The 16,605-nt window shown below is 70.8% G+C and carries 17 protein-coding genes and 1 tRNA gene; 7 read left to right on the plus strand and 11 right to left on the minus strand.

Going from position 1 to position 16,605, the window contains the following annotated elements; all coding sequences use genetic code 11:
• Nucleotides 1-26: 26 nt before the first annotated feature.
• Together ACFJGV_RS03480 and ACFJGV_RS03485 are read left to right on the plus strand one after the other, a co-directional pair.
• Complete coding sequence (locus ACFJGV_RS03480) at nucleotides 27-695, plus strand: SIMPL domain-containing protein (protein WP_378146861.1); 669 nt, start codon at nucleotides 27-29, stop codon at nucleotides 693-695.
• Complete coding sequence (locus ACFJGV_RS03485; RefSeq protein ID WP_378146862.1) at nucleotides 692-1,603, plus strand: SDR family NAD(P)-dependent oxidoreductase; 912 nt, start codon at nucleotides 692-694, stop codon at nucleotides 1,601-1,603. Before ACFJGV_RS03480 ends, ACFJGV_RS03485 begins: the two co-directional genes overlap by 4 nt.
• A gap of 184 nt (nucleotides 1,604-1,787) precedes the next feature.
• Here ACFJGV_RS03485 and smpB read toward each other — a convergent pair whose 3' ends face one another.
• The 4 genes from smpB to prfB form a co-directional block, all read right to left on the minus strand.
• On the minus strand, nucleotides 1,788-2,264 hold the full coding sequence (gene smpB, locus ACFJGV_RS03490; protein ID WP_378146863.1) for an SsrA-binding protein SmpB: 477 nt from the start codon (nucleotides 2,262-2,264) through the stop codon (nucleotides 1,788-1,790).
• Nucleotides 2,265-2,316: 52 nt separating this feature from the next.
• Nucleotides 2,317-3,231: a permease-like cell division protein FtsX gene (gene ftsX, locus ACFJGV_RS03495; protein WP_378146864.1), complete on the minus strand. Its 915-nt coding sequence runs from the start codon at nucleotides 3,229-3,231 to the stop codon at nucleotides 2,317-2,319.
• The gene (ftsE, locus tag ACFJGV_RS03500) at nucleotides 3,228-4,523 is read right to left on the minus strand and encodes a cell division ATP-binding protein FtsE (RefSeq protein ID WP_378146866.1); all 1,296 of its coding nucleotides are present in this window, start codon (nucleotides 4,521-4,523) and stop codon (nucleotides 3,228-3,230) included. The genes ftsX and ftsE overlap by 4 nt, the downstream gene beginning before the upstream one ends.
• A 108-nt stretch (nucleotides 4,524-4,631) precedes the next feature.
• Nucleotides 4,632-5,741, minus strand: coding sequence for a peptide chain release factor 2 (gene prfB / locus ACFJGV_RS03505; protein ID WP_378146867.1), 1,110 nt, complete (start codon nucleotides 5,739-5,741; stop codon nucleotides 4,632-4,634).
• Nucleotides 5,742-5,820: 79 nt separating this feature from the next.
• Between prfB and ACFJGV_RS03510 the strand changes: the two genes are divergently transcribed.
• From ACFJGV_RS03510 to ACFJGV_RS03520, 3 genes are all read left to right on the plus strand, one after another.
• Complete coding sequence (locus ACFJGV_RS03510; protein ID WP_378146869.1) at nucleotides 5,821-7,059, plus strand: MFS transporter; 1,239 nt, start codon at nucleotides 5,821-5,823, stop codon at nucleotides 7,057-7,059.
• Nucleotides 7,060-7,114: 55 nt separating this feature from the next.
• A tRNA-Leu gene (locus ACFJGV_RS03515) sits at nucleotides 7,115-7,196 on the plus strand.
• A gap of 83 nt (nucleotides 7,197-7,279) precedes the next feature.
• Nucleotides 7,280-8,032, plus strand: coding sequence for a DedA family protein (locus ACFJGV_RS03520; RefSeq protein ID WP_378148617.1), 753 nt, complete (start codon nucleotides 7,280-7,282; stop codon nucleotides 8,030-8,032).
• A 25-nt stretch (nucleotides 8,033-8,057) separates the two neighbouring features.
• Here the strand turns inward: ACFJGV_RS03520 and ACFJGV_RS03525 are convergent, their stop codons facing one another.
• From ACFJGV_RS03525 to murI, 4 genes are all read right to left on the minus strand, one after another.
• Nucleotides 8,058-8,987 (minus strand): cation diffusion facilitator family transporter, encoded by a 930-nt coding sequence (locus tag ACFJGV_RS03525; RefSeq protein ID WP_378146871.1) that lies wholly within the window; start codon nucleotides 8,985-8,987, stop codon nucleotides 8,058-8,060.
• 94 nt (nucleotides 8,988-9,081) lie between these two features.
• Nucleotides 9,082-9,678, minus strand: a complete 597-nt coding sequence (gene rdgB / locus ACFJGV_RS03530; RefSeq protein WP_378146872.1) for an RdgB/HAM1 family non-canonical purine NTP pyrophosphatase — start codon at nucleotides 9,676-9,678, stop codon at nucleotides 9,082-9,084.
• A complete protein-coding gene (gene rph / locus ACFJGV_RS03535) occupies nucleotides 9,675-10,427 on the minus strand; it encodes a ribonuclease PH (RefSeq protein WP_378146873.1) in 753 nt (250 codons plus the stop codon). The genes rdgB and rph overlap by 4 nt, the downstream gene beginning before the upstream one ends.
• On the minus strand, nucleotides 10,424-11,269 hold the full coding sequence (gene murI, locus ACFJGV_RS03540) for a glutamate racemase (RefSeq protein WP_378146875.1): 846 nt from the start codon (nucleotides 11,267-11,269) through the stop codon (nucleotides 10,424-10,426). The genes rph and murI overlap by 4 nt, the downstream gene beginning before the upstream one ends.
• Nucleotides 11,270-11,320: 51 nt before the next feature.
• Between murI and ACFJGV_RS03545 the strand changes: the two genes are divergently transcribed.
• Entirely contained in the window at nucleotides 11,321-12,619 is a 1,299-nt protein-coding gene (locus ACFJGV_RS03545) for a nicotinate phosphoribosyltransferase (RefSeq protein ID WP_378146876.1), read from the plus strand.
• 43 nt (nucleotides 12,620-12,662) lie between these two features.
• Here ACFJGV_RS03545 and ACFJGV_RS03550 read toward each other — a convergent pair whose 3' ends face one another.
• The 3 genes from ACFJGV_RS03550 to ACFJGV_RS03560 all read right to left on the minus strand — a co-directional run bounded on the left by ACFJGV_RS03550 (nucleotide 12,663) and on the right by ACFJGV_RS03560 (nucleotide 15,373).
• Nucleotides 12,663-12,956, minus strand: a complete 294-nt coding sequence (locus ACFJGV_RS03550) for a DUF3039 domain-containing protein (protein WP_085019782.1) — start codon at nucleotides 12,954-12,956, stop codon at nucleotides 12,663-12,665.
• A gap of 81 nt (nucleotides 12,957-13,037) precedes the next feature.
• Entirely contained in the window at nucleotides 13,038-14,606 is a 1,569-nt protein-coding gene (locus ACFJGV_RS03555; protein WP_378146879.1) for an ABC transporter permease, read from the minus strand.
• Complete coding sequence (locus ACFJGV_RS03560) at nucleotides 14,582-15,373, minus strand: ABC transporter ATP-binding protein (protein WP_229756401.1); 792 nt, start codon at nucleotides 15,371-15,373, stop codon at nucleotides 14,582-14,584. The genes ACFJGV_RS03555 and ACFJGV_RS03560 overlap by 25 nt, the downstream gene beginning before the upstream one ends.
• Nucleotides 15,374-16,298: 925 nt before the next feature.
• Between ACFJGV_RS03560 and ACFJGV_RS03565 the strand changes: the two genes are divergently transcribed.
• A complete protein-coding gene (locus tag ACFJGV_RS03565; protein WP_378146881.1) occupies nucleotides 16,299-16,604 on the plus strand; it encodes a PilZ domain-containing protein in 306 nt (101 codons plus the stop codon).
• The last annotated feature ends 1 nt before the right edge of the window (nucleotide 16,605 follow it).

Consider the following 16,605-nt stretch of genomic DNA (forward strand, 5'->3'; position numbering starts at 1 on the left):
ATACAGCCGAACGATATCGTGGAGGCATGCCCGACACCGTGATCACCGTCGCCGGATCGCACCGCGTGGTGCACGACCCCGAACGGGCGCGGGTGAGGGTCGGCATCGGCTTCGAGGGATCGAAGCGCGACAGCGTCCTCGCCGCCACTCGGGCCGCCCTCGACTCGCTCACCGGGTCGCTCGCCACGATCCTCGACGAGGAGGTCGGCCCCGTGGTGGCGTGGCACGCCGAGACCATCCGGGTCTGGGGCGAGCGGCACGCGGCGGCCGACGGCACACGGCTCCCGGTCGAGTTCCACAGCGCGGTCTTCCTCGACGCCGAGTTCAGCCACTTCGAAGCGCTCTCCGAGTGGATCGACGTGGCCGCGGCGCGCGACGGCATCGCCATCGACGGCATCGAGTGGATGCTCGCCCCCAGCACCGAGGCCACCCTCACCGCCGAGGCGCGTCGTGGCGCGATCGCCGACGCGCTCGAGAAGGCCGACGACTACGCCTCCGCACTGGGCCTCGGCGAGCTCGTCCCCGTCTCGATCGCCGATCCGGGACTGCTCGACGGCGGGGCGCCCGTCGTGCCCTACGCGGCCACGGCTCGAGCGGTGGGAGGCAGCATGGAGCTGCGTCCGGCCGCCATCACCGTGGAGACGACCGTCCACGCGCGCTTCACGGCCGCGACGCACACCGTCGGCACCCGATGAGCCGCGTCCCCGACCTCGACGGTCGCTGCTACGTCGTCACCGGCGGCAGCGGCGGGCTCGGCTACTGGGCGAGCGAACAGCTCGCCGCCGCGGGGGCCACCGTGGTGATCGCCACTCGCGACCTCGAGCGGGCCGAGGCGGCGGTCCGGTCGATCCGGTCGCACGTGCCCGACGCGCCGGTCGACGTGCTGCGTCTCGACCTCGCAGACCTGTCCTCGGTCGCCGAGGCCGCCGAGGAGATCGCCGCCCTCCCGCGCATCGACGCGATCATCGCCAACGCCGGCGTGCTCTCCACCGGCGGTCGCCAGACCAGCCCCGACGGCTTCGAGCTGATGCTCGGCACGAACGCACTCGGCCACGCGGCGCTGTTCGCGCATCTGATGCCGACCATCCGGACGCGACCGGGCATCCGGCTCGTGCATCTCGGCAGCATCTCGCACGAGTTCACCCGCCTCGACCTCGACGACCTGCAGAGCACCGACTTCAGGGAGTTCCGCACGTACGCGCGCTCGAAGCTGGCCGTGATGACGTACGCCTTCGAGCTCGACCGCCGTCTCCGCCGGGAGGGCGTCGACGCGCACAGCCTCGTCGCGCATCCGGGATACGCCGTCGATCAGCTGGCGCCACGCCGCGACATCCAGCCGGCACCCAAGACCGGGACCCCGTTCGTGCGCGCCGCGCTCCGTGTGATCGCGCAGGGCAAGCACGACGGCGCCCGCCCGATCGTGGCGGCGGCGACGCATCCGGATGCCCAGGGCGGCCAGTACTGGGGTCCCGACGGGTGGCGCCAGCTGCGGGGCGCGCCCGCGCTCGTCGCCGCGAAGCAGTACGCCCGCGACCCGGAGACCGCGGCCCGCCTCTGGTCGGAGATCGAGCGCCTCACCGGCGTCCCCCACCACTTGGACTGACCCGTCTCCGCTCACCCGTCGGCCCGCCGTTCCGGGCTGCGCCAACTCCGGAGATTCGCTCGATCCTGAGCCGACTCCGGAATCCTCACGGCGTGTCGCGGGGAAAGTCCGGAGTTAGCCCAGGCCGGGAAGCAGGGAGGCAGGCGACGGGCTGCGGGCGGGGAGCAAGCGGGCCCCGCCGGGGCTAGTCGCCGAGGCGGGAGCGGGTGGACATGGCTCGGGCGGCCTCGCGCTTGTCCTGCTTCTCGCGGAGGGCCTGGCGCTTGTCGTACTCCTTCTTGCCCTTCGCGACGGCGAGCTCCACCTTGGCGCGGCCGTCGTTGAAGTACAGCGACAGGGGGACGAGGGTGTACCCGCCCTCCTTCGTCTTGTGGCTGATCTTGACGATCTGGTCCTTGTGCAGGAGGAGCTTGCGCTTGCGGCGGGGCGGATGGTTCGTCCACGTGCCCTGGTTGTACTCGGGGATGTGCACAGCGTCGAGCCACGCCTCGCCCCCGTCGATGAACGCGTAGCCGTCGACGAGGGATGCACGGCCCTGACGGAGGGACTTCACCTCGGTGCCTGTGAGCACGAGACCCGCCTCGTACGTGTCTTCGATGGAGTAGTCGTGGCGCGCCCGACGGTTGGTCGCGACGACCTTCTGGCCCTTCTCGCGCGGCATGGCTCCTCCTAGGCTCGGAAAACTGCCGATGGGGAACCGGCAGCCCTCAAGTCTAGACCTTGAGGTACCGCGAGATCGCGAACTTCGCCGACAGCGCAGCAAGCAGCACGCCGATCACCACGAGGATCGGGATCACCACGACCGTCGCATCGTCGCCGACGAACGGCGTGAAGCTGATCCGTTGACCGAGGTAGCCCTGCACGAAGAACGTGACCATCGCCCAGACCGCGGCACCCGCGAGGATCGACCCGATCAGCGCGGCGATCACACCCTCGATGATGAACGGAGTCTGGATGAAGCGGTTCGACGCCCCCACCAGTCGCATGATGCCGAGTTCGCGTCGCCGCGAGAACGCGGACAACCGGATCGTCGTCGCGATGAGCAGCACCGCCGCCACGAGCATCAGCGCCGCGATGCCGATCGCGGTGTAGCTCGCCGCGTTGAGGATCGAGAAGATCTGCTCGAGGTAGCTCCGCTGGTCGGTGACGCTGTCGACGCCGGCGGTGCCCGAGAGGCTCTCGATGAGCACGTCGGACTGCGACGGGTCCTTCAGGTTGACCCAGAAGGCCTGCGGGAGGAGGTCGGGCGTGACGTACTCGGCGACCTGGTCGCCCTTGAACTGGTTCTGGAAGTTCTGGTACGCCTGGTCGCGGTTCTCGAAGTAGAACTGCTCGATGAACGGCGACAGCGTGGGCGACTGGAGCGCGGCCTGCACGGCGTCGATCTGCTCCTGCGAGGCCTCTCCCCCGCCGCAGTTCGTTCCGATCGAGGTGGCGGTGCACATGTAGACCGCGACCTGGGCCTTGTCGTACCAGTAGCTCTTCATCTGGCCGATCTGCATCTGCAGCAGGATCGCGGCGCCCACGAAGGTGAGCGAGATGAAGGTGACGAGCACGACCGAGACGACCATGCTCAGGTTGCGCCGGAGGCCGGTCCCGACCTCCGAGAAGATCAGCGCGAACCTCATCGCGTCGGCCCCACATTCTGGTCGTCGTCGGACGGGCCGGAGCCTGGCGCTCTCAGCCCGAGCTTCTCTGCCAGCGACAGCGAGGCCGTCGCAGGATCGGAGGGATCGGCCGGCACAGCCTGCTGCACGGGGATGCGCCCTGAGCGCTGGGCGGCAGCCGCCTCGTCCTCCTGACGCTGGCGCGCGGCGCGCTGGCGCTGGGCCTCGAGCGCCTGGCGCTGCGCCTCGACCGCGCGCTGCTGCGCCTCGAGCGCGGCACGCTGGCGCTCGAGCTGCTGGCGCTCCTGCTCCAGCTCGGGCGCGTCCTCCACGAGGATGCCACCGGAGGTCGGCGGAGGTGCCACGGCGCCGGTCTGCGCGACCGGGATGACGGCGGGCTCGGTCTCGCCCGGAAGGAGCACGGAACCGAAGGCCAGGTCGACATCGTCCGGGGCCCGCAGGCCGGAGTCGTCGCCGGCCGGGACGATGAGGGTCGACACCGACCCCGTGGCGGTCTCGGTGGATCCTGTGGCGGCACGCGACACGGAACGCGGGGAGACCGGGTGGATCGAGCCCTCGGCGAGGGCGATCTCGGCGGTCAGTCCGGAGTCCTTCAGTGCGACCTCAGCGGTCATGCCGTACTCGCCGTGGCTCTCGTCGCGGACGACCTGTCCGGAGACCAGCTCGACGACGCGGCGCTGCATGTGGTCGACGATCGCGCTGTCGTGAGTTGCCATGACCACCGTGGTGCCCCCGGCGTTGATGCGCTCGAGCACGGTCATGATGCCTGCGCTGGTCGAGGGGTCGAGGTTTCCGGTCGGCTCGTCGGCGAGCAGGATGGCGGGCTTGTTGACCACGGCGCGGGCGATGGCCACACGCTGCTGCTCACCACCCGACAGCTCGTGAGGCAGGCGCCCCGCCTTCTCGGCGAGACCGACCATCTGCAGCACGTCGGGGACGGCCTCCTGGATGAACCCGCGCGACTTCCCGATCACCTGGAGCGTGAAGGCGACGTTGTCGTACACGCTCTTGTTCGGCAGGAGCCGGAAGTCCTGGAAGACGACACCGAGGTTGCGTCGGAAGTACGGGACCTTCCGGTTGGAGATGGTGCCGAGGTCCTGGCCGAGGACGTGGATGTCGCCTCGGGTCGGCTTGTCCTCCTTGAGGATCAGCCGGAGGAAGCTCGACTTCCCGGAGCCGGAGGCACCCACGAGGAAGACGAACTCCCCGCGCAGGATCTCCATGCTCACCGAGTCGAGGGCCGGCCTCTTGGAGCCCCTGTAGGTCTTGGTGACGCGATCGAACCGAATCATTTCGTAGAGAGGGTAAGCATCCGCGGCACGGTTTTCCGGTGCGACGCGCGGCGCGCCGGAACATGTGGGTCCTCTATGAGGAGGACACGCCCGGCGCGGTGATCCGGATCAGTCGTCCTGCGGACGCTTCCGCCAGCGGATGCCGGCCGCGATGAACCCGTCGAGGTCGCCGTCGAACACGGCGGACGGGTTGTTGACCTCGTGCTCGGTGCGGAGGTCCTTGACCATCTGGTAGGGCGCGAGCACGTAGCTGCGCATCTGGTCGCCCCAGCTGGCGGTGATGTTGCCCGCCAGCTCCTTCTTCTGCGCCGCCTCCTGCTCTCGCTGCAGCAGCAGCAGGCGCGACTGGAGCACGCGCATCGCCGCGGCGCGGTTCTGGATCTGGCTCTTCTCGTTCTGCATCGACACGACGATGCCGGTGGGGAGGTGCGTGAGGCGCACCGCGGAGTCGGTGGTGTTCACCGACTGCCCGCCCGGGCCGGACGACCGGAAGACGTCGACGCGGATGTCGGTCTCGGGGATCTCGACCTCCTGCGCCTCCTCCATGAGCGGGATGACCTCGACGGCGGCGAAGCTCGTCTGCCGCTTCCCGGCCGCCCCGAACGGGCTCATGCGGACCAGACGGTGCGTCCCGGCCTCGACACCCAGCTGGCCGAACGCGTAGGGCGCGTCGAACTCGATCGTCGTGGACTTGATGCCCGCCTCCTCGGCGTAGCTCGTGTCCATGACGGTGGTGGAGATGCCGTGCTTCTCGGCGTACCGCAGGTACATGCGCATGAGCATCTCGGCGAAGTCGGCGGCGTCGACGCCGCCCGCACCGGCGCGGATGGTCATGACCGCGGGGCGCGGATCCCACTCCCCGTTGAGGAGCGTCTGCACCTCGAGGTCGCCGAGCACCTTCTCGAGGGAGGCCAGCTCGCTGCGCGCCTCCTCGGCCGAGTCGGCGTCGTCGGCCTCGATCGCGAGCTCGACCAGCACCTCGAGGTCGTCGAGACGGCGCTCGATGCCCTCGATGCGGGCCAGTTCGGACTGGCGATGACTGAGGGCGCTCGTCACCTTCTGGGCCTTCTCGGTGTCGTCCCAGAGGTCGGGGGCGCCGGCCTCGTCGGAGAGACGGGCGATCTCCGACCTGAGCGAGTCGACGTCGACCACGCTGCGGATGTCTGCGAACGTGGAGCGCAGCTGGGAGATCTGGTCTGAGAGGTCAAGGTCCAACATCGTGCCTCCAATCCTAGAGGGGCCCGCCCGGATGCGCCCTCGACGCCCCCGGGTAGTTCACCGGCGTAAACTAGCTTCGATGAGCACGACAGCGGGCGACGACTTCCGATTCCGGTCCATCGCGCTGCCCGCACTCCTCCCGTCCTTCCTCTTCGCCACCGGCGAGGGAGCGGTCATCCCCGTCGTCCCGGCGATCGCCTCCTCCCTCGGCGCCGATCTCGCCGGCGCCGGCCTGATCGCGTCGATGCTCGTGGTGGGCCAGCTCGCCGGCGACATCCCCAGCGGATGGGTGGTGTCGCGGATCGGGGAACGGCGCGCCATGATCGGAGCGGCCGGGCTCGCCGTCGTCGCCGTGCTGATCTCGCTCCTCGCCCCGAACGCCGTCGTGTTCGGAGTCGGCGTCTTCCTGATCGGGTTGGCCGCTGCGGTCTTCGCGCTCGCCCGCCAGGCCTTCATGACCGCGTTCGTGCCCCTGCGCATCCGTGCCCGGGCGCTCTCGACCCTCGGCGGCGCGTTCCGCGCGGGCTGGTTCATCGGGCCCTTCATCGGCGCCGGGGTGATCGCGGCGACCGGGTCGCCGCACTCGGCGTTCCTCGTGCAGATCGTGGCCGCGGTCGCCGTCACCGCGCTCCTGCTGGTCATGCGCGACCCCACCGCGGGGCTGGTGAGGCCCGACGCCGGGGCCAGGGAGGCTGCCGCGGAGGCGCGCGGACTGCTGCCGACGATCTGGCAGCACCGCCGTGTGCTCGCCACCATGGGCACCGGCGCCTCGATCGTGGGCGCGCTGCGCGCAAGCCGGATGGCGATCCTGCCGCTCTGGGCGGTGAGCATCGGGCTCGGCGACTCCACCACCGCACTGGTGATCGGGATCGGCGCGGCCGCCGACTTCGCGCTGTTCTACACCAGCGGGCAGATCATGGACCGGTTCGGCCGGCTGTGGAGCGTCATCCCGTCGATGGTGGGGATGGGGATCGCGCTCGTCGTGCTCTCGTTCACGCACGACCTCTCCGCCTCGACGCTCTGGTTCACCGTCATCGCGATCGCGATGGGGATCGCGAACGGCATCGGCAGCGGGATCATCATGACCCTCAGCGCCGACCTGGCCCCCCGCCAGGACCCGGCTCCCTTCCTCGGCGCCTTCCGGTTCACGGCGGATGCGGGCAGTGCCGCCGCACCGGTGCTCGTGGCCGGCGTCGTGGCCGTGGCCTCGCTCCCCCTCGCCACCGCACTGGTGGGGGTCACCGGACTCGCCGGCGCCGTGATGCTCGCCCGCTGGATCCCCCGCTATCTGCCGCACCGCCGCCCCGCGACGCCCTAGGGCCGCTCAGCCGTGAGTCTCCTGACTCGCACGCCCTACACTTGGAATCGCCTCTGCGGGAGTGGTGGAATTGGCAGACACGCAGGATTTAGGTTCCTGTGCTTTCGAGCGTGAGGGTTCAAGTCCCTCCTTCCGCACGACGACGTGACTCCGGTCGGGTCGTACACCGCCGCAGTGTGCCCACGCCCTGCCGACAGGAGACCCAGTGATCCCGCATTCCGTGCCCGCCGCGCTCATCCCCTGGCTCGACCCCAACACCCTCCTCGGCGGTGTTTTCGGCCCGGTGGCCCTCATCGTCGTCTGCGCCATCGTCTTCGCCGAGACCGGCCTGCTGGTCGGGTTCCTGCTCCCCGGCGACACACTGCTGTTCTTCACCGGCGTCCTGGCGACGACCGGCAAGTTCGGCGTCGACATCTGGTGGGTCTGCCTCGCGATCTCGCTGGCCGCGTTCCTCGGTGGTGAGGTCGGCTATCTCATCGGCCACAAGCTCGGCCCGCGCGTGTTCGAGCGCAAGGAGTCGGGGCTGTTCAGCGTGCGCAACGTCGAGCGCACCAACGCCTTCTTCGAGCGCTACGGCGGGTTCGCGGTGATCGTCGCGCGCTTCGTGCCGATCGTCCGCACCTTCGCGCCCATCGCCGCCGGCGTGGGCCACATGAACTACCGCCGCTACTCCCTGTACAACGGCATCGGCGCGCTGATCTGGGGATCGGGTGTCACTCTCCTCGGGTTCGGTCTCGGGCAGATCCCGCTCGTGCGCGAGTTCGCCGAGAAGTACCTCGACATCGTGCTCATCGGCGTCGTCGTGCTCACCGTCATCCCGACGGTCTTCCACTACTTCCGCGAGTCGCGGCGCGCGAAGCGCGAGGCGGGCGCCGCCGAGGCGGAGGAGGTCGAGATCACGGGAGCGGCCGAACAGCTCACCCTCGAGCCCGAGGTCTTCGACGACCCCACCAGCCGCAAGAACCTCGACTGAGGAGCCCGGGTCGCCCTCCCTCGCGTCAGCGGTGGGTGCGGTCCTCGGTGTCGGCGCGCTCGACCGGCTCGAGCTGGAACGTGGAGTGCTCGACGTCGAAGTGCTCGGCCAGGCACGAGTCGAGCGAGCGGAGCAGCGCCGCGGTGCCGCCCGACTCGAACACCTCCTGCGTGCAGACCACGTGAGCTGAGAACACGTACTGGCCCGAGGTGATCGACCAGATGTGCACGTCGTGCACCGCGGCGACCCCCGGCTGCGCGAGGAGGTGCTCGCGGATCTGGCCGACGTCCATCGACGGCGGTGTCGACTGGGCGAGCACGCCGACGACGTCTTTGAGGAGCGACACGGCGCGCGGCACGATCATGGCGGCGATGAGGAGCGACGCGATCGCATCCGCCTTCTCGAAGCCGGTGGTGAGGATCACGAGGGCGGCCGCGATCACCGCGATCGAGCCGAGCAGGTCGCCGAGCACCTCGAGGTAGGCGCCCCGCATGTTGATCGACTCCTTGGCTCCGCCGCGGAGGATCAGCAGGCTCGCGGTGTTGGCCACCAGGCCCACGGCGGCCACGGCGAGCATGAGGCCGCCCGCGATCTCCCCCGGGGCCGGGTCGAAGAGCCGCGTCACCGCCTCGATCGTCACCGAGACCGCGACGATCACGAGGATGACGCCGTTGATCAGCGCTCCGAACACCTCGGCGCGCTGATAGCCGTAGGTCAGCCGGTCGGTCGCCGGTCGCGCGGCGATGATGGTCGCGATGAGGGCGATGATGAGCCCGACGAGATCCGACAGCATGTGGCCGGCATCCGCCAGGAGCGACAGCGAGCCGGTCGACACCGCGCCGACGACCTCGACGACCAGCACGACCGCGACGATGCAGATCGCCGCCACCAGGCGCGTGCGGTTGGCGCCGGAGGCGTGATCGTGGGAGTGGGCGTGCCCTTTGTCGTCGGCCATCACGACCAGGCTAGAGCCGGTCGCGGCTCCAGGAGCCCCGTGTCGCCTTCTCGGGAACGAGGCTCGTTCTCAACAGTGTCCCGGTCGACCTCGGTCAGTCTCCGACGAGCTCGCGCAGCACCGGAAGGGCGAGGCCGAAGGCTCGGGCCCGGTGGCTCAGGGCGTTCTTCTCCTCGGGGGCGAGCTCGGCGGCGGACCGGGTCTCGCCGTCGGGCATGAACACCGGGTCGTAGCCGAAGCCGCCCTCGCCGCGCTCCTCGTGCAGCAACCGACCGGGCCAGCGCCCCTCGACGACGCGCTCCGCCCCGGACACGGGATCGACGATCGCGATGGTGCACAGGAAGGTCGCGGCACGGTGCGCGTCGGCCATGTCGGCGAGCTGGTCGAGAAGGAGCAGCCGGTTGGCGACGTCGCCCTTGCCGTGGCCCGCCCAACGCGCCGAGAAGATTCCCGGGGCGCCGCCGAGCACGTCGACGCTGAGCCCGGAGTCATCGGCGAGCGACAGGCGGCCGCTGTGGGCGGCGGCCGTGCGGGCCTTGATCAGGGCGTTCGCCGCGAACGAGGTGCCGTCCTCCACCGGCGACGGACCGTCGTAGGCGAGAACCTCGATCCCGGCTCCCGCCGCGTCGACGAGCTGCTGGAACTCCCGCACCTTGTGGGCGCTGTGCGTGGCCAGGACGACGGCGGTCACGAGGCGGGGGTCAGCGGGTCGTAGCCGAGCGCCTCGCGCTGGAGGCGCGCCAGGTCGGCGTTGCCCGCCACGGCGAGGTCGAGCAGCGTGTCGAGCTCGCTGCGGTCGAAGGGGGCCTGCTCTGCGGTGCCTTGCACCTCGACGAAGAGACCGCGGCCCGTCACGACCACGTTCATGTCGGTCTCGGCCTTCACGTCCTCGACGTAGGGCAGGTCGAGCATGGGCACGCCGTCGATGATGCCCACCGAGACGGCCGACACGCTGTCGAAGAGCGGACGCGACCGCTGACCGACCAGCTTCTGGCCGCGAGCCCACTGGATGGCGTCGGCCATCGCCACGTAGGCGCCGGTGATCGCCGCGGTGCGGGTGCCCCCATCCGCCTGCAGCACGTCGCAGTCGAGCACGATGGTGTTCTCGCCGAGAGCCTTCATGTCGACGACGGCGCGCAGCGAGCGGCCGATGAGGCGCGAGATCTCGTGCGTGCGCCCCCCGATGCGGCCCTTGACCGACTCGCGGTCGGTGCGGTCGTTCGTCGAGCGAGGCAGCATGGCGTACTCGGCGGTGACCCAGCCCTTGCCGCTGCCCTGCTTCCAGCGCGGCACTCCCCCGGTGAAGGAGGCGGTGCAGAGCACGCGGGTGCGGCCGAACGAGATGAGCGCGGAGCCCTCGGCCTGGTCGCTCCAGCCCCGCTCGATGGTCACGGGACGGAGCTCTGACGGAGTGCGTCCGTCGGCACGGGTGGTGGTCACGAGTGGTCCTCCTGGAGGCGGGCGCGGGCGGGGATGGTGATGGTGCCGGTCTCGACGAGCTCGACACGCGAGACCTCGGGGCCGAGGAAGCGGTCGGCGAGGCGGAGGAACTCCTCCGCGCTCTCGCCGGTCGCCTCGTACCGGTAGGTGGGGGGCAGGCTCGACGTGCGCTGGATACCGCGGCCGACGAGCGTGCGGTAGACGTCGTTCGCGGTCTCGGTGTCGCTCGAGACAAGGCGCACGCCGTCGCCGACGACGTACGAGATCGCGCCTTTGAGGAACGGGTAGTGGGTGCAGCCGAGCACGAGGGTGTCGATGCCCTGCTCGACCAGCGGCCGGAGGTAGCCCTCGGCGAGGCGCACCAGCTCGTCGCTGGTGGTGTCTCCGGCCTCGACATGCTCGACGAACTCGGGGCAGGCCTGCGTGAACAGGCGCAGGTGCGGGGCGGCGGCGAACGCGTCCTCGTAGGCCCGCGAGGTGATCGTGGCCGTCGTGCCGATGACACCCACCCGATCGTTGCGCGTGGCCGAGACGGCGGTGCGGACCGCCGGCTGGATCACCTCGATCACCGGGACGCTGTAGCGCTCGCGCGCATCTCGCAGCATGGCGGCGGAGGCCGTGTTGCAGGCGATCACGAGCATCTTCACGTCCTGCTCGACGAGGTCGTCGAGCACCTCGAGGGCATAGCGGCGGACGTCGGCCAGGGGCTTCGGCCCGTAGGGCGAGTGCCGGGTGTCGCCGATGTAGAGGATCGACTCCTGCGGCAGCTGGTCGCGGACCGCCCTGGCCACCGTGAGCCCGCCGACTCCGGAGTCGAAGATACCGATGGGCGCGTCACTCACGAGGAGACAGCCTACCCGCGCGAACCGTGAGGCCCGGATAGGCTCGGGAGGGTGACCGATTCGACGGCGCTCCTGACCGACCGCTACGAGCTCACCATGCTCGACGCGGCCCTCCACTCCGGCGCTCACGAGCGACCGTGCGTGTTCGAGGCCTTCGGCCGCTCGCTCCCGGGCGGGAGGCGGTACGGCATCGTGGCGGGCACGGGCAGGCTGCTCGAGCTGATCGAGCGCTTCCGCTTCGGCGATGAGGAGCTCGAGTACCTCCGGCAGGCGCAGATCGTGTCGGAGGCGACCCTGGACTGGCTCGCCGACTTCCGCTTCCGCGGCGACATCCGCGGCTACCGCGAGGGCGAGGTGTACTTCCCGGGTTCGCCCCTGCTCGTCGTCGAGGCGCCGTTCGGCGAGGGTGTGCTGCTCGAGACCCTCATCCTCAGCGTGCTCAACTACGACTCCGCCGTCGCGACCGCCGCGGCGCGGATGGTCTCGGCGGCACGCGGCCGACCGGTCGCCGAGATGGGATCGCGACGCACGGGTGAGCGCTCCGCGGTCGCCGCGGCACGGGCGGCCTACATCGCCGGCTTCGGTGCGACGTCGAACCTCGAGGCGGGCAGGGAGTGGGGAGTGCCCACGATGGGCACGGCCGCCCACGCCTTCACGATGCTGCACGACGACGAGCTGAGCGCCTTCCGAGCCCAGGTCGCCACGCTCGGGCCCTCGACGACGCTGCTCGTCGACACCTACGACATCCCCACCGGCGTCGAGAACGCCGTCCGGGCGGGCGGGTCCGAGCTGGGCGCGGTGCGCCTCGACTCCGGCGATCTGCTCACCCTCGTCGGCGAGGTGCGCGAGCAGCTCGACCGCCTCGGCAACACGAGCACCCGCATCACCGTCACGAACGACCTCGACGAGAACGCCATCGCCGCGCTCGCCGCCACCCCTGTCGACTCGTTCGGGGTCGGAACGTCCGTGGTCACCGGATCCGGGTCGCCCGCCGCCGGGATGGTCTACAAGCTCGTCGCCAAGCAGCTCGACGACGGCACCTGGCTCCCCGTCGAGAAGCGGTCCGCCCACAAGCAGACGCACGGCGGCTCGAAGCACCCCTATCGGGTGCTGGAGGACGGACGAGCCGTCTCGGAGACCATCGCGGTGGCCGCGGCGGAGGCCCCCGCGTCCGCCCGCGCACTGCACGTGCCGCTGATGGCGGCCGGGGTGCCCGAAGCGGGCGCGATAGGACCGGATGCCGTGGCCGCGGCGCGCGAGCACCGCGCGGATGCCGTCGCCGAGCTGCCCGACCGTGCGTTCCGGCTGGCCGCGGGCGAGCCCGCGATACCGACCGTCTACGTCGTCTGAGCGGGCCCGCGCCGTGTGAGGGGATCTGGCCGTGCCTGTGGGCCTACTCGGCCTGCATCCGCTCGTAGATCTCCTTGCACGTGGGGCAGACCGGGAACTTGTCGGGGTCGCGACCCGGCGTCCACTTCTTGCCGCACAGCGCCTTCACCGGCTTGCCGGTGACGGCCGACTCGAGGATCTGCTCCTTGCGCACGTAGTGCGAGAAGCGGTCGTGATCGCCGGGGTCGATGCTCTCCGACTCGAGGAGCTCCTCGAGCTCGCGGTCGAGCACCGCCGTCGATCCGCCGTCCGGCAGGTCGGAGGGATCGGAAGTTCGGGCGGAGACCGGAAGGACCATGGACCGAGTCTAGACGCGCATCCGAGGGTGCCCGCCCGATCCGGACGACTCCATCACGCTTCCCACCCGGCAGCTGCCGGTTCAGTTGCGCTGTGCGGCCGCGAGGATCTCAGGACCCCTGCGGTCGAACACCCGCGCACCGAGAGCGGTGCCGAGCACCACGACCACGAGCCCCGTGCCGACGCCGACCCACAGCGCCATCCAGTACGCGTCGACGTCCCCCTGGAGACCGGCGATGCCCAAGAGGATCGCCGGGAGCGACACGAGGACCGTGCCCACCAGCGAGACGCCCTGAGCGAGGAACGGCCGGGCCCCCGTGGACTGCGGCGACGTGAAGGCGCTGTCGCCCGGGCGCGTCGCCGGGTACGGGAACACCGCCGAGAACGTGCTCGCGAGCCCCAAGCCGCTGAGCACGAGGCAGGTGGCCACTCCGAGCACGGCGGGCAGCGCATCGACCTCTCCGGCGAACAGGACGCTGAGGAACGACCCGATCGCGACCACCGGGATCGCGATGAGCAGGACCGGGACCATCCGCCCGACGCGATCGGCCAGGCCGACGCGGCCGGCCACGACGTGCAGCCAGACGGCGGTGTTGTCGTAGGCGACGTCGTTGTGCACCGCCCAGCCGAGGAAGAGGCAGATCAGCGGCAGCGGCAGAAGAGCCGTGATCTCGACGGGGACGCCCACGAACACGAACACGAACACCGTCACGATCGGCACGACCGGGACGATGGCCATCTGCGCGTAGTAGCGGGAGTCGCGAGACCAGTACGTCAGCGACCGGGCGGCGATCGCGCCGGCGGGAGTCGTCGGCGTGCGGCCGAACCAGCCGAGACCGCCCGGCTCGGACGCCGCCTCACGCCGCTCGGGAGCGACGAGCATCACCGAGACCAGACCGCGCCACGCCAGCCACGCCAGCGCCAGGACGGCGGCCGCGATGAGCAGCTTGAGCACGGCGACGACCCACTGGCCCGCCGCGGCATCGGCCGGGGCCGCCCAGGCGGCGCCGAGCGGCGTCCAGCTCAGAACGGACTGCAGGGAGCCCGCGAGGCCGTCCTGCTCGTTCTGCGCCGAGAGCACCAGCAGCACGAGCCCCGGCGTGAGCAGCAGCACCAGCACCACACCGAGCACGGCGCCGATCTCACGCGCTCGGCGTGTGTCGAGGAGGAAGCCGGAGAGAGCGCTGGCGATCCGGCCGAACAGCACACAGGTCGCCGCCGCGACGACGGCGGAGACCACGGCGATGAGCGTCGACGCGAGCGAGCCCGACCAGGTCACGACGGTCATCAGGGCGGTGATCACGACCGCCGCGCTCGGGATGGTGAGCAGGCCCGTCAGGACGAGCCCCCGTGCGATCTGGCCCTCACGGAGGCCCAGGATGCCGAGCGCGCGCGGGTCCATCGTGCCGGCCACGCCGAACAGCAGAGGACCGACGAGGAACGCCAGAGTCACGACGGAGCCGCCGATGACCACCGCCTCGCGGGCCACGTCGATCTCGGCGTTCCGCAGCGACACCAGGGCTATGCAGGCCGCGATCGTCGCGGCGATGGCGATCAGAGCCCCGACGACCGACCATCCGCGATGACGCGCCCCCGGCCGCAGCGCATTGCCGAGGATGCGGAGTCTCAGTCGGAGGAGCTCAGCAGCCATTCCATCCCCTCCGTCGTGCGACGGGTGCCCGCCAGCTCCATGAAGCGCTCCTCGAGCGTCTCGCCCGCGCGCACCTCGTCGACCGTGCCCTTGGCGAGCACAGAGCCCTCGACGATGATCGCGACACGGTCGCACACCCGCTGGATCATGTCCATGCTGTGGCTGGAGACCACGACCGTGCCGCCGCCCGCCACGTACTTCTCGAGGATCTCGGTCACGTTCGCGGCGGAGACCGGGTCGATCGACTCGAACGGCTCGTCGAGCACGAGGACACGCGGCGAGTGGATCATCGCGCAGGCCAGAGCCAGCTTCTTCGTCATGCCCGCCGAGTAGTCGGAGACCAGGCGGCCCAGCGCATCCTCGAGGCCCAGGGCCGCCGCGAGGTCGGCGCTGCGCGCGGTGACCGTCTTGTTGTCGAGCTTGCGCAGCGTGCCGGAGTAGTAGAGGAGCTGACGGCCGGTGAGGCGGTCGAAGAGACGGAGGCGGTCGGGCAGCACGCCGAGGAGCCGCTTGGCCGCCGCGGGGTCGCGCCACACGTCGGTGTCGAGCACCGTGATGCTGCCCCCATCGGGCCGCAGCATGCCGGTCACCATCGAGAGCGTGGTGGTCTTGCCCGCGCCGTTCGGACCGACGATGCCGTAGAACGAGCCCTGGGGCACGTCGAGGTCGATGCCCGCCACCGCGACGGTGCTGCCGAAGCGCTTGGTGAGGCCGCTGATCGAGAGTGCGATGACGGAGGGGTCGAGGTCGCGCACCACGCTCGGCACCGCGGCGGCGGCCGCCTTGGAGCGGGGCGCCGGACGCGGCTTCGCCGGGCGCCTCGGTGCCGCCTTCGTGGGCGCGGCGGTGCGCGCGGGGGCCCGGGGAGCGGAGGGCTTGCGACCGGTGGCGGGGCGCGCGGGCTTCCCCGCCGGCTCGAGCGGGTCGGCGTCGACAGGGTCGGGTCCTGCTGGGGGGTGCGCGTCTGCGCCTGCTGCGGGGCCCGCGTCGACCGGGTCCGCGTCGACCGGGTCCGCGTCGACCGGGTCGGCGTCGGCTGGGGAAGCGGTGGGCTCGATGACCTCGACGGTCACGGTCTGCTGCACCGTCGGCGCGGCCGAGTCGTCGGAGAACAGCTCCTCGACGGTGATGGCGTCGTCGGCCGGCTCCGGCACGGCGGGTGCGGCGGACGCTCGGGCCGCCGCCGCGGGCGTCGTCTTGGCGGCCGGCCGGGACGTGCTCGGACGCGTGGTCGACTTCGCCGGACGCTGCACGGTCGGCTTGGCCGGGTTCTGCGGCTTCGACGGAGTGCGCGGCTTGGCTGTCGTCTGCGGCTTGGCCGCCGTGGTGCGCGCCGCCGCCGTCTTCGCCGCGGGACGCTTGGTGCCCGTCGCTCGAGGAGCGGTGCGCGCACGGGGTGCCCGTGGCTCGGTGCCGTCTGGCCCAGTGGAGCCCTGGTCGCTCGGTGTCTCTGACTCTGGGCTCACCGCACCAACCTATCAATCGCATCGAGGCCGCGCACGGCCGTCGTCCCCCGCAAGACGCTACCGACGATTCTGCCAGCAACCGACGTCGCCGGATGTTCACGAAACAGAATAGGGACTTCCACCCGGGTCCTCCACGGAGCCGCCGCCTACTCGGCTTCTCCCCAGGTCGGACGCCCCTTCCCGACGGCTCACCTCCCCCGTCAGTGGCCACCACTACGTTCACCGCATGGCAAGCAGTCACATCTCCCCATACGACACCGAGAACATCGCCTACCCCGTGCCGCTCCGCCTCGACCGACGCGATGCACCGCGCAGCTACCTGCTGCGCAATGTCAGTCCCGAGCCGCTGAGCGGGCTCTCCTTCAGCCTGCTCGGCGGTGCCATGATGCGGGCCACCGCACCGCTCCTCCTCCGGCCCGGACAGGAGGTGCGGCTCACCATCCGAGCCGACGACCTTCCGCGCTCCGGGGTGCTGGTCGTGCGCTGGTTCCGACCAGACGGCGACGAGTACCTCTGGCGGGTGAGCTTCTGAC

This window comes from Cnuibacter sp. UC19_7, assembly GCF_042699995.1.
Taxonomy (GTDB): Bacteria; Actinomycetota; Actinomycetes; order Actinomycetales; family Microbacteriaceae; genus Cnuibacter.

Bases quoted from the DNA above. Each gene is read 5' to 3' on its own strand.
- ACFJGV_RS03480 (WP_378146861.1), top strand. From the start codon at position 27: ATGCCCGACACCGTGATCACCGTCGCCGGATCGCACCGCGTGGTGCAC.
- ACFJGV_RS03485 (WP_378146862.1), top strand. From the start codon at position 692: ATGAGCCGCGTCCCCGACCTCGACGGTCGCTGCTACGTCGTCACCGGC.
- smpB (WP_378146863.1), bottom strand. From the start codon at position 2,264: ATGCCGCGCGAGAAGGGCCAGAAGGTCGTCGCGACCAACCGTCGGGCG.
- ftsX (WP_378146864.1), bottom strand. From the start codon at position 3,231: ATGAGGTTCGCGCTGATCTTCTCGGAGGTCGGGACCGGCCTCCGGCGC.
- ftsE (WP_378146866.1), bottom strand. From the start codon at position 4,523: ATGATTCGGTTCGATCGCGTCACCAAGACCTACAGGGGCTCCAAGAGG.
- prfB (WP_378146867.1), bottom strand. From the start codon at position 5,741: ATGTTGGACCTTGACCTCTCAGACCAGATCTCCCAGCTGCGCTCCACG.
- ACFJGV_RS03510 (WP_378146869.1), top strand. From the start codon at position 5,821: ATGAGCACGACAGCGGGCGACGACTTCCGATTCCGGTCCATCGCGCTG.
- ACFJGV_RS03525 (WP_378146871.1), bottom strand. From the start codon at position 8,987: ATGGCCGACGACAAAGGGCACGCCCACTCCCACGATCACGCCTCCGGC.
- ACFJGV_RS03550 (WP_085019782.1), bottom strand. From the start codon at position 12,956: ATGGTCCTTCCGGTCTCCGCCCGAACTTCCGATCCCTCCGACCTGCCG.
- ACFJGV_RS03555 (WP_378146879.1), bottom strand. From the start codon at position 14,606: ATGGCTGCTGAGCTCCTCCGACTGAGACTCCGCATCCTCGGCAATGCG.
- ACFJGV_RS03565 (WP_378146881.1), top strand. From the start codon at position 16,299: ATGGCAAGCAGTCACATCTCCCCATACGACACCGAGAACATCGCCTAC.